At 68.2% G+C, this 16,221-nt stretch carries 25 protein-coding genes and 2 pseudogenes; 19 read left to right on the plus strand and 8 right to left on the minus strand.

Features of this window, described 5'->3' with window-relative positions; genetic code table 11:
- Positions 1-2 precede the first annotated feature (2 nt).
- Positions 3-1,316 carry an MSMEG_0569 family flavin-dependent oxidoreductase gene (locus tag CYAGR_RS09240; protein WP_015109535.1) on the minus strand — a complete coding sequence of 438 codons (1,314 nt, stop codon included), beginning with the start codon at positions 1,314-1,316 and terminating at the stop codon, positions 3-5.
- A gap of 177 nt (positions 1,317-1,493) precedes the next feature.
- Here CYAGR_RS09240 and CYAGR_RS09245 point away from each other — a divergent pair, with 177 nt between their 5' ends.
- The 6 genes from CYAGR_RS09245 (at position 1,494) to CYAGR_RS09270 (ending at position 6,108) form a co-directional block, all read left to right on the plus strand.
- Positions 1,494-1,976 carry an MSMEG_0572/Sll0783 family nitrogen starvation response protein gene (locus tag CYAGR_RS09245; RefSeq protein WP_015109536.1) on the plus strand — a complete coding sequence of 161 codons (483 nt, stop codon included), beginning with the start codon at positions 1,494-1,496 and terminating at the stop codon, positions 1,974-1,976.
- A complete protein-coding gene (locus CYAGR_RS09250) occupies positions 1,977-2,975 on the plus strand; it encodes a Nit6803 family nitrilase (RefSeq protein ID WP_015109537.1) in 999 nt (332 codons plus the stop codon).
- A complete protein-coding gene (locus CYAGR_RS09255) occupies positions 2,968-4,107 on the plus strand; it encodes an MSMEG_0568 family radical SAM protein (protein WP_015109538.1) in 1,140 nt (379 codons plus the stop codon). The genes CYAGR_RS09250 and CYAGR_RS09255 overlap by 8 nt, the downstream gene beginning before the upstream one ends.
- An 8-nt stretch (positions 4,108-4,115) precedes the next feature.
- Positions 4,116-4,748 carry an MSMEG_0567/Sll0786 family nitrogen starvation N-acetyltransferase gene (locus CYAGR_RS09260; RefSeq protein WP_015109539.1) on the plus strand — a complete coding sequence of 211 codons (633 nt, stop codon included), beginning with the start codon at positions 4,116-4,118 and terminating at the stop codon, positions 4,746-4,748.
- Positions 4,745-5,743, plus strand: a complete 999-nt coding sequence (locus CYAGR_RS09265) for a sll0787 family AIR synthase-like protein (RefSeq protein ID WP_015109540.1) — start codon at positions 4,745-4,747, stop codon at positions 5,741-5,743. The genes CYAGR_RS09260 and CYAGR_RS09265 overlap by 4 nt, the downstream gene beginning before the upstream one ends.
- Positions 5,744-5,832: 89 nt before the next feature.
- Complete coding sequence (locus CYAGR_RS09270) at positions 5,833-6,108, plus strand: MSMEG_0570 family nitrogen starvation response protein (protein ID WP_015109541.1); 276 nt, start codon at positions 5,833-5,835, stop codon at positions 6,106-6,108.
- Here the strand turns inward: CYAGR_RS09270 and CYAGR_RS09275 are convergent.
- The gene (locus CYAGR_RS09275) at positions 6,105-6,680 is read right to left on the minus strand and encodes a TMEM175 family protein (protein ID WP_156818432.1); all 576 of its coding nucleotides are present in this window, start codon (positions 6,678-6,680) and stop codon (positions 6,105-6,107) included. The two genes, CYAGR_RS09270 and CYAGR_RS09275, sit on opposite strands and share 4 nt — an antisense overlap.
- A gap of 209 nt (positions 6,681-6,889) precedes the next feature.
- On the opposite strand from CYAGR_RS09275, the gene CYAGR_RS19135 reads away from it, so the two are divergent.
- On the plus strand, positions 6,890-7,243 hold the full coding sequence (locus CYAGR_RS19135; RefSeq protein ID WP_015109543.1) for a CsbD family protein: 354 nt from the start codon (positions 6,890-6,892) through the stop codon (positions 7,241-7,243).
- A gap of 69 nt (positions 7,244-7,312) precedes the next feature.
- Positions 7,313-7,459, plus strand: coding sequence for a lmo0937 family membrane protein (locus CYAGR_RS18335; RefSeq protein ID WP_015109544.1), 147 nt, complete (start codon positions 7,313-7,315; stop codon positions 7,457-7,459).
- A 19-nt stretch (positions 7,460-7,478) separates the two neighbouring features.
- Here CYAGR_RS18335 and CYAGR_RS09285 read toward each other — a convergent pair whose 3' ends face one another.
- Positions 7,479-8,225, minus strand: a complete 747-nt coding sequence (locus CYAGR_RS09285; RefSeq protein WP_051017110.1) for a sigma-70 family RNA polymerase sigma factor — start codon at positions 8,223-8,225, stop codon at positions 7,479-7,481.
- Positions 8,226-8,246: 21 nt separating this feature from the next.
- Positions 8,247-8,309 (minus strand): annotated as a pseudogene (locus tag CYAGR_RS19605) (sigma-70 factor domain-containing protein); the annotation flags it as partial.
- A 231-nt stretch (positions 8,310-8,540) separates the two neighbouring features.
- On the opposite strand from CYAGR_RS19605, the gene CYAGR_RS09290 reads away from it, so the two are divergent.
- Positions 8,541-8,732, plus strand: a complete 192-nt coding sequence (locus CYAGR_RS09290) for a Thivi_2564 family membrane protein (RefSeq protein WP_015109546.1) — start codon at positions 8,541-8,543, stop codon at positions 8,730-8,732.
- A gap of 72 nt (positions 8,733-8,804) precedes the next feature.
- A complete protein-coding gene (locus CYAGR_RS09295; protein WP_043326943.1) occupies positions 8,805-9,278 on the plus strand; it encodes a DUF421 domain-containing protein in 474 nt (157 codons plus the stop codon).
- On the opposite strand, the gene CYAGR_RS09300 is transcribed toward CYAGR_RS09295, so the two are convergent.
- The gene (locus CYAGR_RS09300; RefSeq protein WP_156818433.1) at positions 9,266-9,802 is read right to left on the minus strand and encodes a DUF3122 domain-containing protein; all 537 of its coding nucleotides are present in this window, start codon (positions 9,800-9,802) and stop codon (positions 9,266-9,268) included. The two genes, CYAGR_RS09295 and CYAGR_RS09300, sit on opposite strands and share 13 nt — an antisense overlap.
- Before the next feature lie 127 nt (positions 9,803-9,929).
- Here CYAGR_RS09300 and CYAGR_RS09305 point away from each other — a divergent pair.
- The 6 genes and pseudogenes from CYAGR_RS09305 (at position 9,930) to CYAGR_RS09330 (ending at position 13,397) form a co-directional block, all read left to right on the plus strand.
- Positions 9,930-10,911, plus strand: a pseudogene (locus CYAGR_RS09305) (photosynthetic reaction center family protein).
- 108 nt (positions 10,912-11,019) lie between these two features.
- A complete protein-coding gene (locus CYAGR_RS09310; protein ID WP_015109549.1) occupies positions 11,020-11,553 on the plus strand; it encodes a cytochrome b/b6 domain-containing protein in 534 nt (177 codons plus the stop codon).
- Positions 11,554-11,827: 274 nt separating this feature from the next.
- Entirely contained in the window at positions 11,828-12,058 is a 231-nt protein-coding gene (locus tag CYAGR_RS09315; protein WP_015109551.1) for an AbrB/MazE/SpoVT family DNA-binding domain-containing protein, read from the plus strand.
- Complete coding sequence (locus CYAGR_RS09320) at positions 12,058-12,459, plus strand: PIN domain-containing protein (protein WP_015109552.1); 402 nt, start codon at positions 12,058-12,060, stop codon at positions 12,457-12,459. The genes CYAGR_RS09315 and CYAGR_RS09320 overlap by 1 nt, the downstream gene beginning before the upstream one ends.
- Positions 12,460-12,744: 285 nt before the next feature.
- Positions 12,745-12,993: a FitA-like ribbon-helix-helix domain-containing protein gene (locus CYAGR_RS09325; RefSeq protein WP_015109553.1), complete on the plus strand. Its 249-nt coding sequence runs from the start codon at positions 12,745-12,747 to the stop codon at positions 12,991-12,993.
- On the plus strand, positions 12,990-13,397 hold the full coding sequence (locus tag CYAGR_RS09330; RefSeq protein WP_015109554.1) for a type II toxin-antitoxin system VapC family toxin: 408 nt from the start codon (positions 12,990-12,992) through the stop codon (positions 13,395-13,397). The genes CYAGR_RS09325 and CYAGR_RS09330 overlap by 4 nt, the downstream gene beginning before the upstream one ends.
- Here the strand turns inward: CYAGR_RS09330 and CYAGR_RS09335 are convergent, their stop codons facing one another.
- On the minus strand, positions 13,398-13,766 hold the full coding sequence (locus CYAGR_RS09335; RefSeq protein WP_015109555.1) for a hypothetical protein: 369 nt from the start codon (positions 13,764-13,766) through the stop codon (positions 13,398-13,400).
- A 93-nt stretch (positions 13,767-13,859) separates the two neighbouring features.
- On the opposite strand from CYAGR_RS09335, the gene CYAGR_RS09340 reads away from it, so the two are divergent.
- Both CYAGR_RS09340 and CYAGR_RS09345 read left to right on the plus strand, forming a co-directional pair.
- Positions 13,860-14,144 carry a type II toxin-antitoxin system TacA family antitoxin gene (locus CYAGR_RS09340; RefSeq protein WP_015109556.1) on the plus strand — a complete coding sequence of 95 codons (285 nt, stop codon included), beginning with the start codon at positions 13,860-13,862 and terminating at the stop codon, positions 14,142-14,144.
- Entirely contained in the window at positions 14,141-14,659 is a 519-nt protein-coding gene (locus CYAGR_RS09345; RefSeq protein WP_015109557.1) for a hypothetical protein, read from the plus strand. The genes CYAGR_RS09340 and CYAGR_RS09345 overlap by 4 nt, the downstream gene beginning before the upstream one ends.
- A 234-nt stretch (positions 14,660-14,893) precedes the next feature.
- On the opposite strand, the gene CYAGR_RS18340 is transcribed toward CYAGR_RS09345, so the two are convergent.
- Together CYAGR_RS18340 and CYAGR_RS19140 are read right to left on the minus strand one after the other, a co-directional pair.
- Positions 14,894-15,085, minus strand: a complete 192-nt coding sequence (locus CYAGR_RS18340) for a hypothetical protein (protein WP_015109558.1) — start codon at positions 15,083-15,085, stop codon at positions 14,894-14,896.
- 65 nt (positions 15,086-15,150) lie between these two features.
- Entirely contained in the window at positions 15,151-15,390 is a 240-nt protein-coding gene (locus tag CYAGR_RS19140; protein ID WP_043325661.1) for a type I restriction enzyme endonuclease domain-containing protein, read from the minus strand.
- Positions 15,391-15,526: 136 nt separating this feature from the next.
- Between CYAGR_RS19140 and CYAGR_RS09355 the strand changes: the two genes are divergently transcribed.
- Positions 15,527-16,219 (plus strand): DUF6629 family protein, encoded by a 693-nt coding sequence (locus CYAGR_RS09355; RefSeq protein WP_015109559.1) that lies wholly within the window; start codon positions 15,527-15,529, stop codon positions 16,217-16,219.
- Positions 16,220-16,221: the final 2 nt, after the last annotated feature.

Genomic DNA, 16,221 nt, shown 5'->3' on the forward strand with positions numbered 1-16,221 from the left:
GCTCAGGTGCCCAGCAGGGCGGTGCACTCCAGCCGCTCCTGGCTGGCGGCCCGGTGCGAGGCCCGCAGGCGGATCGCCTCCGCCAGGTACTCGGCGTCGTCGGCGACGCCGCAGAACCGGGCCGAGCCCCAGGTGTGGAGCCACGGCAGGCCCAGGAAGTAAAGGCCCGGCACCCGGGTGAGGCCCCGCTCGTGGACCGGATGGCCGGCGCCGTCGAACACGGGCACCTCCACCCAGGAGAAATCGGGCCGGTAGCCCGTGCACCAGATCACCGCCGCCAGCGGCTCGGCCGCCAGGTCGAGGGGCTCCGGCGGACCGGGGGGCGGCGTCCAGCAGGGGACGTAGGGCGCTTCCTCGGGGGCGTCGAGGCCCTCGGCGGCGATGTGGTCGTCGATGCTGCGGCAGATGCGGCTGTGCACGGCATCGGCCCCGTCGAGGTTGGCGGCCAGATCGCCGGCGAACTGGATGCGGTCGTGGCCCAGTTCGGCCAGGCGGCCGTGCAGCACCATCCCCTCAAGGGCGCGGCGGCGCAGGTCGATCTCCCGGCCGCCATCGCGGCCGGTGAGGTAGTGGTTGGTCTTGCCCCGCACCGCCCTGGGATCGGCGTGCTGGTCGATCGGCATGGCGTAGTAGCCCATGCGATCGAGCCAGTCGACCACGTCGCGGCCGCGGTAGCGGCGGGGGGAGCGGGGGGCGCTGCCGACGCTCAGGTGCACCCGGCGGCCGGCCAGGTGCAGGTCTTCGGCGATCTGGCAGCCCGACTGGCCGCTGCCCACCACCAGCACCGGTCCGGCGGGGAGCGTGGCGGGGCTGTCGTAGTCGCGGGCATCGATCTGCAGGATCGCCTCCGGCAGGCGGGCGGCCAGGGGGTGGCGCTGCGGGCGGTGGTAGCCGCCGGTGGCCACCACCACCTGCTCCGCCTCGATGGCGCCCTCATCGGTGGACAGCAGGAAGCCCGTGCCCCTCGCCTCCAGGCGGTTCACCGCCACGCCCTCGCGCACGGGCACCTGGATGTGGTCGGCGAAGCGCTGCACGTAGCGGACGATCTCCTCCCGGCCCATGAAACCCTCGGGGTCGTCGCCGTCGTAGGGGAAGTCGGGCAGGCGGCACTGCCAGTTGGGGGTGACCAGGCAGAAGGACTCCCAGCGCTGGCGGCCCCAGGCATGGCCGATGCGGTGGCGCTCCAGCACCAGGGGTCGCACCCCCCGCTTCTGCAGGCAGTGGGCGACCGACAGGCCCGCCTGGCCGCCGCCCACCACCACCACCGGGTGCCGCTGCACCGACTCCGAACCCCTTGCCACAGCCAACCCCGGCACCTGACGAGAGCCGATGCTGGCCGCCCCCGGCGATACCTCCTGTAACGACCGGCACGGATCATCCGGGCGCCGTGGGTACCGGTACCCGGCGCCGGGATTCGGTGGCATCGGCGACACAGAACAAAAGTTCATCCATGGCACGGTCCCCCATGCCGATCCAACCGACCGCACCTCCCCATGCCCCAGGTCAGCCGTCCCGCCAACCAGACGGGGGACTTCCTCGTCGACTACGAGGAGAAGGTCTTTCCCGATGTCAAGGCCGAACCTGGTGAGAAGGCCCTGGTCACCTTCCACACCGTGGCCTTCGAGGGCTCCATCGGCCTGGTGAACCTGCTGCAGGCCAGCCGCCTGATCAACAAGGGCTTCGAGACTTCGATCCTGCTCTACGGCCCCGGCGTGACCCTGGGGCTGCAGCGGGGCTTCCCCAAGCTGGGCGACGCCGCCTTCGACGGCCACCTCAACTTCGGCGCCCGCATCCAGAAGTTCATGGACCAGGGCGGCAAGGTCTACGCCTGCCGCTTCGCCCTCCAGGCCCTCTACGGCCACGGCGAAGGCGCCCTGATCCCCGGAATCATCCCGGTCAACCCCCTCGACGTGCTCGACATCGTGCTGCTGCACCGCAAGGAAGGCGCCTTCATCCTCGATACCTGGACCCTCTGAATGCCCGCCACGGTCACCGTCGCCGCCGCCCAGATCCGTCCGGTGCTTTTCAGCCTGGAGGGATCGGTGGCGCGGGTGGTCGCGGCCATGGAGGAGGCCGCCGCGGCCGGGGCCCAGCTGATCGTCTTCCCTGAGACGTTCCTGCCTTACTACCCCTACTTCTCCTTCGTGGAGCCGCCGGTGCTGATGGGCAAGTCGCACCTGAAGCTCTACGAGCAGGCGGTGACGGTGCCCGGCCCGTCCCTGGGCCGCATCGCCGCCGCCGCCCGCCAGCTCGGCCTGCACGTGCTGCTGGGCATCAACGAGCGCGACGGGGGCAGCCTCTACAACGCCCAGCTGCTGATCGATGCGGCCGGTGAGCTGGTGCTGAAGCGCCGCAAGCTCACCCCCACGTATCACGAGCGGATGGTGTGGGGCCAGGGGGACGGGGCCGGCCTCCAGGTGGTGCCCACCGCCCTCGGGCGCATCGGTGCCCTGGCCTGCTGGGAGCACTACAACCCCCTGGCCCGCTTCAGCCTGATGGCCCAGGGCGAGGAGATCCACTGCGCCCAGTTCCCCGGGTCGCTGGTGGGGCCGATCTTCGCCGAACAGACCGCCGTCACCCTGCGCCACCACGCCCTCGAGGCCGGCTGCTTCGTGGTGTCCTCCACCGCCTGGCTGGAGCCGGAAGACATCGAACGCATCACCCCGGACCCGGTGCTGCAGAAGGCCTGCCAGGGGGGCTGCCACACGGCGGTGATCAGCCCGGAGGGCCGCTACCTGGCCGGGCCGCTGCCCGATGGCGAGGGGCTGGCCATCGCCGAACTCGACCTGAGCCTGATCACCAAACGCAAACGCATGATGGACAGCGTCGGCCACTACAGCCGCCCGGATCTGCTGGGGCTGCTGATCGACCGCAGCCCCGCCCGCCAGCTGCATGAACGCCCCCCCGAGCCGGGGATCAACGGCTTCGAGGCGGCTCCGGGCCTGCCGGTGCTGGAGGAACTGCACCATGGCTGAGCACGATCGCCGCGCCCTGGGCCGCCGGCTCACCGAACTGCAGGTGCGCGGGGTGGTCGACCCGGCGGTGCCGGGCAACCCCGGCCGCCGCGGCGGGGCGGGCCCCTCCGATCACCGCGCCCTCAGCATCGACGGCACCACCGTGATGGTGCCCGTCTACAACGCCCTGGCCGGCACTTCGCCCTACCGGCTGGGTACCAGCGCCGAAGGCGACCTGCAGGTGAGCGGCACGGGTGCAGCGGCAGGCGGCGCCACCGGGGCCCTGGCCGTGGAGACCCCGCCCGAGCCGCGCTTCTACGGCCTGGCCACCGCCGAGGGCATCCCCTACCGCTCGATCGCCCTGCTGCACGGCCGGGACGTGCTGGCCACCACCCTCCTGCAGACCTGCATCCGCTTTCGCGACCGCACCCAGTCGTGCCAGTTCTGCGCCATCGAGCAGTCGCTGGAGGATGGCCGCACCCTCGTGCGAAAGACGCCGGAGCAGGTGGCGGAGGTGGCCGAGGCGGCGGTGCGTCTCGATGGCGTGCGCCAGCTGGTGCTCACCACCGGCACCCCCAACAGCGACGACCGGGGCGCCCGGCTGATGGCCGAGACCGCCGCCGCCGTCAAGGCCCGGGTGGCCCTGCCGATCCAGGCCCAGTGCGAACCCCCCGAAGACCCGGCCTGGTACCGGCGCATGAAGGACGCCGGCGTCGACAGCCTCGGCATGCACCTGGAAGTGGTGGAAGAAGAAGTGCGGCGGCGGATCCTGCCGGGCAAATCGGAGCTGGGGCTGGAGCGCTACATGGAGGCCTTCGCCGAAGCCGTGGCGGTGTTCGGCCGCGGCCAGGTGTCCACCTACCTGCTGGCCGGCCTGGGGGACAGCGCCGATGCGCTGATCGCGGTGAGCGAGCGGCTGATCGCCCTGGGCGTCTACCCCTTCGTGGTGCCCTTCGTGCCGATCGCCGGCACCCCCCTGGAGGCCCATCCCGCCCCCTCCACCGACTTCATGGTGGCGGTGTACACGGCGGTGGGCGACCGGTTGCGGGCCTCCGACCTCAGGTCCGAGGCCATGGCGGCCGGCTGCGCCAAGTGCGGCGCCTGTTCGGCCCTGTCCCTGTTCGAAGCCGGTCCCGAGCCGGGCACCCCCTGAGCGCGGCCATGTTCTTCATCGACCCCTCCAGCCACGACATCGGCCGCAGCGCCAGCTCGGCGCCGGCCGCCTTCACCCCCTCGGTGCGGCGGGGGGTGGCGATCGAGGCCGAGGACTTCCGCCTCTCGCCGACGGCCAGCTCCCAGCGCTTCTCCTTCCATCTGCTGCGGCGCGGCACGCCCCTGGAGGAGGGCTACTGGCAGCTGCGCAGCGCCATCTTCTGCCAGGAGCAGCATCTGTTCGAGGCCACCGACCGGGATGAGAAGGATGGCCACGCCTATCCCATCGCCGCCCTTGACCACAGCGCCGGCAGCGGCAGCGGCGTGGTGGGGGTGGTGCGGATCCTGGAGGAGCGGCCCCGCCTCTGGTACGGCGGCCGGCTCGGGGTGCACGGCGACCACCGCCGCCACAACCAGATCGGCAAGGGCCTGATCTGGAAGGCGGTGACGACAGCCAACGGCTGGGGCTGCGACCGCTTCCTGGCCACGGTGCAACTTCAGAACGTGCGCTTCTTCCAGCGCCTGCACTGGACCTCGATCGACACGCTGGAGATCCGCGGCCTGCCCCACCACCTGATGGAGGCCGATCTCTCCTATTACCAGCCCGGCCACGAACGCCGCCCCCTGGTGGCGGCGGCGTGAGTCGCCCCGGGCCGCAGGATCCTGATCTGGCGGCCCTCGCCGACCGGCTGCGCCGCCTGGGCGGGCTCACCGGCAAGACCGACATCCAGCCCCCGGCGGCCACCTTCCCCCACCAGCCCTTTCCCGAGCTGGGTCCCGCCGCGGCCCTCGGCGACGACGCCGCCCTGCTGCCGCCGGTGGCCACGCCGCTGCTGCTGGCCAGTGAGGGCCTGGACCCGGCCCTGGTGGCCGCCGACCCCTGGTTCGCCGGCTGGTGCGGCGTTCTGGTGAACCTCAGCGACATTGCGGCGATGGGCGGCAGGCCGATCGCGGTGGTGAACAGCCTCTGGTGCCGCAGCGCCGCCCAGGCGGAACCGATCCTGGCGGGCCTGCGCCGGGCCTCGGAGGTGTTCGGGGTGCCGGTGGTGGGGGGCCACACCAACCTGCACAGCCCCTACGACGCCCTGGCGGTGGCGGTGCTGGGCACGGCCGCCGGCCCGGTGCTCTCGGCCCGCGCCGCCCGTCCCGGCGACCACTGCCACCTGCTGATCGACCCGAACGGCGGCTTCCGCGGCGACTCCCTGTGCTGGGATGCGGCCACAGGTGCCGACCCCGCCCGGCTGCGGCGCCAGCTGGCCCTGATGGCGGCTCTGGCGGCCGATGGGAGCGTCCATGCCGCCAAGGACATCAGCATGGGCGGCCTGGTGGGCACCGCCGCCATGGTCTGCGAGGCGGCCGGCTGCGGCCTGACCCTGGAACTGGGGGCGATCCAGCCCCCTGCGGGGGTGGCGCTGGAGCCCTGGCTCACCTGCTTCCCCAGCTTCGGCTTCCTGCTGGCCGCCCGGCCCGATCAGGAGGGCCGGCTGGCGGAGCGGGTCGCCGTCTGCGGCGGCCTGCTGCTGGCGCGGATCGGCACGTTCACGGCGGAGCGGCGGCTGGTGCTGGCGGCGGGGGGGCAGCAGGAGACGATCTGGCGCGGAGAGGCGCCGCTCACCGGCTTCGGGGCGCTGCCCTGATCGTGCTGTCGTGATCAACCTGTCGTGATCGCCACCGCAACCGGGATGGCCCCCGCTCACAATGGCCTCGCTGGGTGGTGGGGGGCGCCATGCCGGAAGTGGAGCTGATGCTGGAATGGCCGGACGGGGGCAGGAGCCGCCTCTATTCCCCCTCCACCGTGATCCTCAAGCACCTCGCCCCGGGCCAGACCGTGACGGTGGCGGAGCTGCGGGCCAGGGGCACCCTGGCGCTGCGGCAGGCCTCCGAGCGGGTGCGGGCCCGCTACGGCTTCGCCTGCACCCGGGCCGATGAGGAGGAACGGCGCCTGCTGGAGCAGGCGGCAGTCTTCGCGGCCGAGGAGCTGGTGCACGTTCAGAGCGCCTAGTCGGACAGCACCCGCTCAATGCGGCGATCGGGGATCAGCCACATCAGGGCCACCAGCGCATAGATCGCCTGGGCGATGGCCGGAGAGCGCAGGCTGGCGAGCATCGCCACCAGGTAGAGCGTCAGGGAGGTGTGCCCCTTCCAGTCGCGGCCCACGGCGCGGCGCAGCAGGGAGTCGGGGCCCTGGGCGGCGATGATCTGCTCCTGCAAGATGAAGTAGGCCGTGGCCGCCATGACCATGACGGCCCCGTAAAGGGCGGCCGGCGCGACCGCCCGGTGGTTCTGGCCCATCCAGCCGGTGGCGAAGGGCACCAGCGACAACCAGAACAACACATGGAGGTTGGCCAGCAGGACGGGACCACTCACACGCTTGAGGGTGTGGAGCATGTGGTGATGGTTGTTCCAGTAAATGCCCACATAAACGAAGCTCAGCAGATAGCTGAGGAAGACGGGGATCAAGGGGACAAGGGCCCCCGGTTCAGTGTCGTGGGGCACCTTGATCTCCAGCACCATGATCGTGATGACGATCGCCAGGACGCCGTCGCTGAAGGCCTCCATTCGATTGGTGTTCAAGGCGGCCTGCAAGCGGATCTGGCTGCTTATGGCAGCAACGACGCAGACTGCTGCAGAAATGAGATGAATCTCTACAAAGCCCAGACCGCCTGACACCACTGAACAGCGGCCGGACGCCGCCTCCTGCGGCTCCGGATGGCGGCCAACGGCTTCTTCGCGGGGCTGCGCACTCAGTAGAGAAGGGGTGGACCACCGCAAAGCAAGATCCAATGACACATCGCATCCGAAAACGTCTCTTCAGCCTCGCCTCCATGGCGGCGCTGGTGATCTCCCTGATGATCCAATGGCCTGCCATGGCGATGGCCAGCCATGCAAGCTCCATCATCCCCGTCACCATCGCCACCATGTCCGACAAGATGGGCGCCAAAGCCAAGGAAGCCCAAGGCAAGATGGAATCGGCCTACGGCGAAATCACCGGCGATTCCGGCCGCCAGGTGAAGGGCAAAGCCAAGCAGGTGCAGGCTTCCGCCATGAACGCGAAAGAAGCCGTGAAGGACGGCACCAAGGCCGCGGCCCGCAAGGCCAGTGACGCCGCCGACAAACTGGCGAACAAGATCAAGTAAACGGCCCATCAGATCACTGGCCCATCCACCCACGCGTCACTAACGCATCACCACCCAAAGGAGGACCCCATGCTGGAATCAATTGCCGTCATTCTGGTGATTCTCTGGCTGCTCGGACTGGTGACGTCCTACACCATGGGCGGCCTGATCCATCTGCTTCTGGTGATCGCCCTGATCGTGATCGCGGCCCGACTGATCAGTGGTCGGACCGTATGACGTGCCAGCGGCGGGCGGATCAGCGTTCCTCCGCCAGGCAACGGCGCAGCGTCAGCAGGGCCTTGCGCTCCAGATGCTGCACCTTGTGCTTGGACAGGCCGATGCCCTCGCCGATCTTCGCCAGCGACAGGGACGCGGCGTCGGCATAGCGAAGACGCAGCACCCGGCGCTCCAGAGGGGACAGCCGGGTGAGGGCACGGTGCAGCCACAGGTAATCCTCCTGAAGGCCGGGCTCGGAGGGATCACCGATCAGATCCTTCAGACTCACGTCCCCGTCGGTGTTACCCAGGGCCTGATCGAGAGAGAGGGTCTGCAGGTCGTGGGAGGCCTGGAGCACGGTTTCCAGCCGTCGCGGGCTCTCCCCCAGTTGGATGCCGATCGCGGCCAGCGTCAGGGGTTCCGGGGAGGCATGGCGCAGGGCATGCACCTTGCGGGCCAGGGCCGCCATCTGGGGCGGCACCCGGATCAGGCCGGTCGTTTCCTGGAGATGGCGGTGCACCGCCTGGCGGATCCACCAGGAGCCATAGGTGGAGAACCGATAGCCTCGCTCGGGCAGGAAACGCTCCACCGCATGGATCAGGCCGAGATTGCCGGCCTGCACCACATCCATCGGATCCAGATGCATCTGCCGGATGCGGTTGTGCTGCTGCTTGCAGATCGAGACCACCAGGCGCAGGTTGCCCGTGACCATGCGGGCAAAGGCCCGGCGGCCTCGCCGTTCCTCGCTGGGGGCCGGCGCTGGCCGGGAGCGCCAGTCCTGCACCATGGCTCCAAGGTGCAGTTCCTCGGAAGGCGTCAGCAGAGGGATACGACCGATGCTGCGCAAATAGTCCCCAAAACAATCTGACATGGCGACCAGAAAAGAGGGACATTCATGACCCTAGAGCTGGCAGGATCTGCGCCACGAGCGATGTTTGCTTCTGCAGCTGATCCGCAGCACACAGATGCAGGAAACGACGAAGGTGTAGTCTAAGTTTTGTATTCGATGCAGCCTTTTTATTCGGGCTGCACCGAGAACAGAAGGCAGGGGTGCCACGGCCGGCTGTGATTGGTCCAGATTCAACCAACAGGAGAACGCATCATGTCGCTGATTTCGCTCATCATCACCCTGATCGTCGTCGGGGTCCTGCTGTGGCTCGTCAACAACTACATCCCCATGGACGGGAAGATCAAACGGATCCTGAACATCGTCGTGGTGGTCGCCGTCGTGGTGTGGCTCCTCAACATCCTTGGCCTGATGGATTCGCTGCGCAACATCCGCATCGGCAGATGAGGGCCAGCCCGTGAGTGGCAGCCCCATCACGGTGGGGCTTCACGATGGAGCGTCTGCCCAGCGATGCATCCCATGACGCATCTTTCCATCCCCATCTGGGAGTTCGTCTTCCGTGGTGCCGTTGTCTATATCTTTCTGCTGGTTCTCCTGCGCCTGACAGGGAAACGCCAGGTCGGCCAGCTCGCCACCTTTGATCTGGTGCTGCTGCTGATCCTGTCGAATGCCGTCCAGAACTCCATGAATGGCGGCGACAACTCGCTGGCCGGAGGTCTGATCTCCGCCGTCACGCTGATTGTCCTGAACCATCTCGTTGGGGCGGCGACAAGTTCCAGCAAAGCCATCGAGATGTTCGTGGAGGGTCGACCCCAGGTGCTGGTCCATAACGGCAGGGTCTATGGCGACGTGCTCCGGCGCTCGCAGCTGACCAGGAATGAACTGGATGCCGCGATCCGATCGGCCGGCTGCACCGCTGCGGACAACGTGCACCTGGCCATCCTGGAGAACAACGGCTCGATCACGGTGCTCCCGAGACCTCACCCCTCCTGAACCGTGGCTGCGGGGATGGACGAGGCGTGCAGGGCCTGGGTTTCCTCCGGGCCCAGCACCATCTCCGCCGAATCCTCTCCCGCCAGGGGCAGGCTGAGGACCAGGGGCAGGGCGTCACTGGGGCGGGGCAGCAGGTCGGCCATGTCGAACTGGGCCGAACTCTCCGGCAGGGGGCCGGTCCCGGCCGCCACCAGCTCCTCGCTGCGATTGGCCAGGGTCCAGGAGCCGCCGACCCCGTCGCTGAGCAGCAGGGGCCGGCTGTGGTCGACGGCGATGCCCGGGGTGAGGGCACTGAGGCGCAGGCGCTCGCCGCTGGGGTAGGCGGGATCGGGCTGCTCGAAGATCCGCAGCGACCAGCGGTTGTCGTCCCGGTCGCGCAGGCTCCAGCGCTGGCCGTCGTCGGCCCCGGCCTGGCCCGGCGCCAGGGTCAGCAGCAGCACCAGCAGCAGAGCCGCCAGCGACGCCACCCAGGGCCGCACGCCGCTGGCGGGGGCGCCCGAAACAGGTTGAGCAGAAGCACGCATGGGGAGCAGCCCCGGCACGGGGTCATTCAACGTTATCGTTTTATCGTCCGATAGCCGCAAGCGGCATGGTCGCAAGGCATTGTCGTTGCCCGTCGCTCCCGGTCGATCCATCTTCGGATGTCCTGCCATGACTCTCACCACCCTGTCGCGTTCCGGGGGCCATCCCTGGGATCGCTTCAAGAATTGGGTCACCAGCACCGAGAACCGCCTCTACGTGGGCTGGTTCGGCGTGCTGATGATCCCCACCCTGCTCACGGCCACCGTCTGCTTCTCTGTCGAGAAGGCTGCGCCTACGTGATCGCCTTCATCGCCGCCCCGCCCGTCGACATCGACGGCATCCGTGAGCCCGTCTCCGGCGGCCTTACCAGCTGATCATCTTCCACGTCCTGATCGGCATCTACTGCTGGATGGGCCGGGAGTGGGAGCTCAGCTACCGCCTGGGGATACGTCCCTGGATCGCCGTGGCCTACAGCGCCCCGGTGGGTGCCGCCACGGCTGTGCTGCTGGTGTATGCCATCGGCCAGGGGTCCTTCTTCGATCCCATGCCCCTGGGTATCTCCGGCACCTTCAACTTCATGCTGGTGCTGCAGGCGGAGCACAACGTGCTCATGCATCCCTCCCACATGCTCGGCGTTGCCGGGGTGTTCGGCGGCGCCCTGTTCTCCGCCATGCACGGCTCGCTCGTCACCAGCTCCCTGGTGCGGGAGACCACCGAAACCGAGTCCCAGAACAGGGGCTACAAGTTCGGCCAGGAGGAGGAGACCTACAACATCGTGGCCGCCCATGGCTATTTCGGCCGGCTGATCTTCCAGTACGCCTCCTTCAACAACAGCCGCAGCCTCCACTTCTTCCTGGCGGCCTGGCCGGTGATCGGCATCTGGTTCGCCACCCTGGCGGTGATCAGCTTCTCCTTCAACGTGAACGGCTTCAACTTCAACCACTCCGTGCTCGATCACCGGGGCCGGGTGATCAACACCTGGGCCGACATCCTCAACCGCGGCGGCCTGGGCATCGAAGCCATCCACGAGCGCAACACCCACAACTTCCCCCTCGATCTGGCGGCCACCACCAGCACCACCGTGGCCCTCACGGCTCCGTCGATCGGTTAGTGGGGCTTTGAACCCCGCCCAGCCGTCGGCGCCCTGAGCCCTTGCCGGGCCCGGAGAGATCCGGGCCCTTTTGCCATGACACGCTGGGGGACACCACCGGCTGACGCGATGGCGCGCCCCCCGTACCAACCCTCCCTGCTGCGGCTGACCCATGGCGTCACGGCGTTGCTGGTGCTGGCCGCCTGGCTGAGCGGGCTGTTGGTCTACAGCCGCTACGACGGCCGCTGGGGGCGGCTGCCGTTCACCCCGCCCGGCAGCTGGATCGACCTGCACGGCCAGGCGGGCTTTCTGCTGCTGCCCCTGGGGCTGGCCTTCGCCGCCTACGCCCTCACCCTGGGCCGGCCCCGCCTGAAGCGCATCACCAACACCATGGCCCTCGGGGCCCTTGGACTGGCGGTGGCCACCGGCAAGCTGATGCAGGAGGACTGGCTGCGGGACGGCCAGCTGCACCACCTGGCCTACAGCCTGCACCTGCTGGCCTGGCTGCTGATCGGCCTGGCCGTGGTACTGCACGTGGGCGACAGCCTGCGGCTGGGGGGCACGCCGCTGCTGGCTTCGATGGCCAGTACGAGCCTGCGGCCGGGTGATCTCCCTGGCGACTGGCCGGCTCAGGTGCGGCGGTATCTGAAGCGGGGGGGCTGAACGTCCAGCCCCGAGGACGCGCCCCAGCGAAGAGTCCATGACCCATGGGGCCGAAGGGGAGGCTCCAGGTGGGCTTCGAGCATGATCGCCACCCGTTCGCCGCCGCCGTCGTGAACGGCCAGCGGATCATCGGTGCTCAGGCGTGTGCGCAGCCATAACTTCCGTGTGGGGCAGTAGCAGGCCAGAGCGTCGAGGAAGAACCGTGAATCGAGGCTCTGCGCCATCCCTCCACGGCCATCTGAATTACGATTACTCAACAGCAGTAATTCAGGCCATGCGCAGCACTATCACCGCCCGCGGCCAGACGGTGGTTCCGGCCCCGATCCGCGAACGCTTCCAACTGGGTCCGTCCACGCGGTTGGAATGGATCGTGGAGGGCGACGGGACCATCCGTGTGGTTCCCGTTGCCCTGGATCCCATCACCGCCTTCCGCGGCTCCGGCGCCGGAGGCGCCACCACCCGTCTGCTTGCCGATCGCCGCCACGATCGCCAGCAGGAGGCCTGATGGCCGGCCGCTGGCTGCTCGACACCTCCGCCCTGCTGGCCCTGCGCGACAACGAAACCGGCGCGGAGCGCGTCGCGGAACTGCTGCAGCGCTCCCAGGCCCGCCAGGACAGCTGCCTGGTGTGCTTCATGAGCCGCATGGAGTTGCTCTACCGGGTGTGGAAGGACGAAGGCGAACGGGCCGCCCGCCTCGCCGATGCCCAGCTGCGCTCCCTGCCCCTGGATTGGGTGGCGGCCAGTGACGCCCTGCTGGACCGGGCGGCGGCCATCAAGGCCACCCATCCCCTCTCCGTGGCCGATGCCTGGATCGCCGCCGCCGCTGAGCAGGAGGGGGCGGTGCTGGTGCACAAGGATCCTGAATTCCGCTCCCTGGCCCACCTTCCCCAGGACTGGCTGGGCTGAGACCACCACAACGGCCTGATCCAAGCGGCTCAACTGGCAGGAAGCGGCGGATGAACAGCTCCAGGGCCATCGGCCCGCAGCGGGGCTGCCAGTTGGTGCCGCCCGCTAGCGGTCCTCGGCATCGGCGGCCTGGGCGGGGCCGTGGCGAAGCGCCACCGGTGTCTCAGGGCCGATGGAATCCGCTGGCATCCGCAACCCCTGATCGGCGCCTTCAAGTCCGTGCGACGGAGGATCAGGTGAAACCGTTTTGGTTGCAGAATTGTTGCCGGTGACCCTGCAACGGCGATGGCCAGGAGCCTCACCCTCAAAAATCTCCCCGACGACCTCTACGGCCGCCTGAAGCAAGCGGCCCAGCAGCATCGCCGCAGCCTCAACAACGAAGCGATCGTGTGCCTGGAAGCGGCCCTTCCGCCCCAGCCAATCACGGCCGCCGAGCGACTCGAGCAGATCCGGGCCTTGCGCCACAGCCTGCCAACAGAAACGGCGTTCACCCCGGACCAGATCGATGCTTTCAAGCGCGAGGGCCGCCCATGATCGTGGTGGACACCAATGTGGTGGCCTATCTGTTGCTGGGTGGTCCACAGACCGAGAAGGCTGAGGCGCTTCTGCTTCATGACCCTGAATGGGCCGCTCCGGCGCTCTGGCGAAGCGAACTGCGCAGCGTGCTCAGCGGTTACCTGAGACGAGGGCAGCTGGATCGCCAGCAGGTGCTGAGGCTCCAGGGCCAGGCGGAAGCGTTACTGCAGGGACGGGACGTGCCGGTGGACTCTGCCGAGGTGTTCCGACTGGTGGAGGCGAGCGACTGCAGCGCCTACGACTGTGAGTTCGTGGCTGCCGCCATGGCGCTCCAGAGCCGCCTGATCAGCTCCGATCGCCAACTCCTGAGGGCCTTTCCCGAGATTGCGAGCCCGTTGGAGCAAGCCATACCTGACACCTGATCACAGCGGATCCCCGGGCAAAAAGCGCCGGATGAACACCTCCAAGGCCATGGGCCCGCAGCGGGGCTGCCAGGTGGTGCCGCCCGGCAGCCGCCGCCAGCAGGCCACCTGCAGCGCGCCCCCGCCGGCCAGCAGCTGCACCCGGTAGCGGTACTCGGCATCGGCGGCCTGGGCGGGGGCGGCCAGGGGTTCGGCGCCGGGCTGGCTCGCCAGGAACGCCGCCGCGAAGGCCTCCGGCTCCGGCCGCTGGCGCAGGGCCGTGGCGAAACGCCAGGCGGCGCCTGTGGGGTAGCCGTCGTGGTGGAGATAGAGGTGGCGCTCCGGGACGCCGGGGAAACCGGTGAACGAATAGACGGCGCGGGTGGCCAAGGGGCTGGGGCGGCTGCACAGGGAAGTGCCACCGGTGTCTCACAACCATGGGCTGGCTCTAGCCGTACGTTGAACGTACAAAGAGGCCGGCCGATGGACAACGCCCCCACCCGAGCCCGGGATCGGCGCCTTGAGGTTCGGGCCACGGCGAAGGACCGCCAACTGATTGATCGGGCGGTGGCCGCTTCCGGCATCGATCTCACCGAATTCGTGATCACCCATCTGCGCCTGGCCGCCCAGCAGGTGCTGGCCGACCGTGAGGTGTTCCGCCTTGACCCGGAGGCGCTTGATGCCTGGGAACGCATCAACCAACGGCCGGCCCGGTCGCTGAAGGGCCTGCGCGAGCTGATGGGTCGGCCCTCACCGTTCCAGGAGTGAGCGCCGGCTACCTGTCACCCCGGCTGCTGGCGTCCAGCGACCGGCTCGACGGTTTCCAATGCCGATCCGAGGCGCAGACAAACTGGTTGCGCAAACACGCCCGCCAGGCCCATACCCGTGGTGGCACCAGCAGGGTGTTCGTGGTCACCGAAGTCGGCAGCAGTGATGTGGTGGCCTACTACCCCTGGTGCGTGGCCAGCATCTCTCCTGCTCAGGTTCCGCCGCGTCTGCGCAAAGGCGCTGGTCGCTATCCCCAGCCGGTTACCGTGCTGAGCCGGCTCGGCGTCGATCTTCGCCATGAAGGACGGGACCTCGGTGCCGCTCTGTTGGCAGATGGGATCAGCCGAACGGCACAGATCGGATCCGAAGTGGGTTGCGGAGGGTTGCTCGTCCATGCCGAGAGCGCCTCGGCCAAGGCGTTCCATCTGCATCTCGTTCCAGAGTTTGAGCCGTCCCCCACCGACCCCTTGCATCTGGTGCTGCTGACGAAGGACATCCTGCGGACGTTGGGGTGAGCTCCCTACGCTCGAAAGAGATCAAGGAAGGAATTCCGAGAATGAGAACCGTGAAAGGCCTGATTGAGGAACTGACCAGGTTTCCTGATGATGCACTGTGTTATGCCTACGAAGGGGAGGTCATCGGGATCGTCATTCGGCACTGTGGACGCGAGGGAGTGATCCACTGCGGTGAAGGTGAAGGTGCTGAGCCGGCAACAGAGCCACTCAAAGACTTGAAAAGCACGCGGCCGATCAGATAGCCAGGAAGTCATCGCTGGAATCTCCGGAGTCAATCAGGTGGTCTTTCAGGTCCGTGGCCTTCACTGCTTGCTGGAGTTGGCCCAACAGAGCGTGCGTTCTCACGCTGCGCAGATCGCCGGCCTCGAAGTCAGCGAGCAGCTGCTGCTCTTCAGGATCCAGTGAAGCCGAAATGGGAATGCTCATGATGCAGCTCCACCAGGGCTGAATGTTTTTAGAGGCGGTTGGCCTTGCGGCTGGGGATGATCGTTTCACACCCGCTGAGCACAGAGCAACTCCGCCTGGGCCAGCACGGTTTTCACCGCCTCTTCCTGGAGATCGGGGGGGGGGTAACCGTCGTTGTTGAGGATGCGTTTCACCATCATGCGATCCGGGCCCCGGCGCTCTCGCTCATGGACCGGTTTCCGGGGTCCTCGTCTGAGCCACACTTCCCAGCCCCGCCGGCCGGCCACCAGCGCGGCGACGGCCTCCTGCAGGGCCTGGAATGGCACCAGCTTCGCTCAGGCCGGAGGCCAGGGGTTGATCAGATCGATCCCGATCCCCGCGCCAGCCGCCACGTTCATCGGTTTCACCCAGCCGCGCCAGGCTGGGGGCGAAACCCTGTTGCCGGAGACGGCTTCCACGCCGATGTGTTTCTCCAGCAGCGCCAGCTTCGTGGTGGCGGCCGTGCTATTGCCCCTGGGTGTGGGCAGCGTGCGCTACTGCCAGGATCAGCAACGCAGCGATCTGCTGCCCCTGGCCCTCACGCCCCTGTTCTTCTCGATGCAGCAGGCCCTGGAGGGTCTGGTGTGGCTCGGCCTCGAGCAGGGCGGCTCCGTCTGGCTCGTGCACCCCGCCGCGCTCGGTTATCTGTTCTTCGCCTATGCCTTCTGGCTGGTCTGGTTTCCCTGGTGCGTGCTGCAGCTGAACCTCCACGCGCCGCCTCCCCTGAGGCGTCGGATCCTGGTGGGGCTGCTGGTGCTGGGCCTGCTCATGGGCGGGGTGCTCTGGTTGCCACTGGTGGTCGACCCTTCCCTGTTCCAGCCGGCCGTGGTGCATGGCTCCCTCGATTACCACACCACGTTGCTGACGGATCGCTGGATCAATCTGGACTTCGGCAGCACGATCTATGCGGTGATCATCCTCGGACCGTTGATGCTCAGCGCCTCTGGGCGGCTGCGCTGGTTCGGTGGAGGGATCCTCGCCGCCTTCCTGATCTCGCACCTGGCCTACGGCTATGCCTTCGCCTCGGTGTGGTGCTTCTTCAGTGCGGTGTTGTCAGCCTCCCTCTACTGGATCCTCAGGGATCCGGAGCCTGTGGTGCTGCCGGGCCTAAATTGATG

Origin of the sequence: Cyanobium gracile PCC 6307 (assembly GCF_000316515.1) — a bacterium.
GTDB lineage: Bacteria > Cyanobacteriota > Cyanobacteriia > PCC-6307 > Cyanobiaceae > Cyanobium > Cyanobium gracile.

What these genes read in the sequence shown, in the direction of transcription:
- CYAGR_RS09245 (WP_015109536.1), top strand. Translation starts at nt 1,494, where the DNA reads ATGCCCCAGGTCAGCCGTCCCGCCAACCAGACGGGGGACTTCCTCGTC.
- CYAGR_RS09250 (WP_015109537.1), top strand. Translation starts at nt 1,977, where the DNA reads ATGCCCGCCACGGTCACCGTCGCCGCCGCCCAGATCCGTCCGGTGCTT.
- CYAGR_RS09255 (WP_015109538.1), top strand. Translation starts at nt 2,968, where the DNA reads ATGGCTGAGCACGATCGCCGCGCCCTGGGCCGCCGGCTCACCGAACTG.
- CYAGR_RS09260 (WP_015109539.1), top strand. Translation starts at nt 4,116, where the DNA reads ATGTTCTTCATCGACCCCTCCAGCCACGACATCGGCCGCAGCGCCAGC.
- CYAGR_RS09270 (WP_015109541.1), top strand. Translation starts at nt 5,833, where the DNA reads ATGCCGGAAGTGGAGCTGATGCTGGAATGGCCGGACGGGGGCAGGAGC.
- CYAGR_RS19135 (WP_015109543.1), top strand. Translation starts at nt 6,890, where the DNA reads ATGACACATCGCATCCGAAAACGTCTCTTCAGCCTCGCCTCCATGGCG.
- CYAGR_RS18335 (WP_015109544.1), top strand. Translation starts at nt 7,313, where the DNA reads ATGCTGGAATCAATTGCCGTCATTCTGGTGATTCTCTGGCTGCTCGGA.
- CYAGR_RS09285 (WP_051017110.1), bottom strand. Translation starts at nt 8,225, where the DNA reads ATGGTGCAGGACTGGCGCTCCCGGCCAGCGCCGGCCCCCAGCGAGGAA.
- CYAGR_RS09290 (WP_015109546.1), top strand. Translation starts at nt 8,541, where the DNA reads ATGTCGCTGATTTCGCTCATCATCACCCTGATCGTCGTCGGGGTCCTG.
- CYAGR_RS09295 (WP_043326943.1), top strand. Translation starts at nt 8,805, where the DNA reads ATGACGCATCTTTCCATCCCCATCTGGGAGTTCGTCTTCCGTGGTGCC.
- CYAGR_RS09300 (WP_156818433.1), bottom strand. Translation starts at nt 9,802, where the DNA reads ATGCGTGCTTCTGCTCAACCTGTTTCGGGCGCCCCCGCCAGCGGCGTG.
- CYAGR_RS09310 (WP_015109549.1), top strand. Translation starts at nt 11,020, where the DNA reads ATGGCGCGCCCCCCGTACCAACCCTCCCTGCTGCGGCTGACCCATGGC.
- CYAGR_RS09315 (WP_015109551.1), top strand. Translation starts at nt 11,828, where the DNA reads ATGCGCAGCACTATCACCGCCCGCGGCCAGACGGTGGTTCCGGCCCCG.
- CYAGR_RS09320 (WP_015109552.1), top strand. Translation starts at nt 12,058, where the DNA reads ATGGCCGGCCGCTGGCTGCTCGACACCTCCGCCCTGCTGGCCCTGCGC.
- CYAGR_RS09325 (WP_015109553.1), top strand. Translation starts at nt 12,745, where the DNA reads ATGGCCAGGAGCCTCACCCTCAAAAATCTCCCCGACGACCTCTACGGC.
- CYAGR_RS09330 (WP_015109554.1), top strand. Translation starts at nt 12,990, where the DNA reads ATGATCGTGGTGGACACCAATGTGGTGGCCTATCTGTTGCTGGGTGGT.
- CYAGR_RS09340 (WP_015109556.1), top strand. Translation starts at nt 13,860, where the DNA reads ATGGACAACGCCCCCACCCGAGCCCGGGATCGGCGCCTTGAGGTTCGG.
- CYAGR_RS18340 (WP_015109558.1), bottom strand. Translation starts at nt 15,085, where the DNA reads ATGAGCATTCCCATTTCGGCTTCACTGGATCCTGAAGAGCAGCAGCTG.
- CYAGR_RS09355 (WP_015109559.1), top strand. Translation starts at nt 15,527, where the DNA reads ATGTGTTTCTCCAGCAGCGCCAGCTTCGTGGTGGCGGCCGTGCTATTG.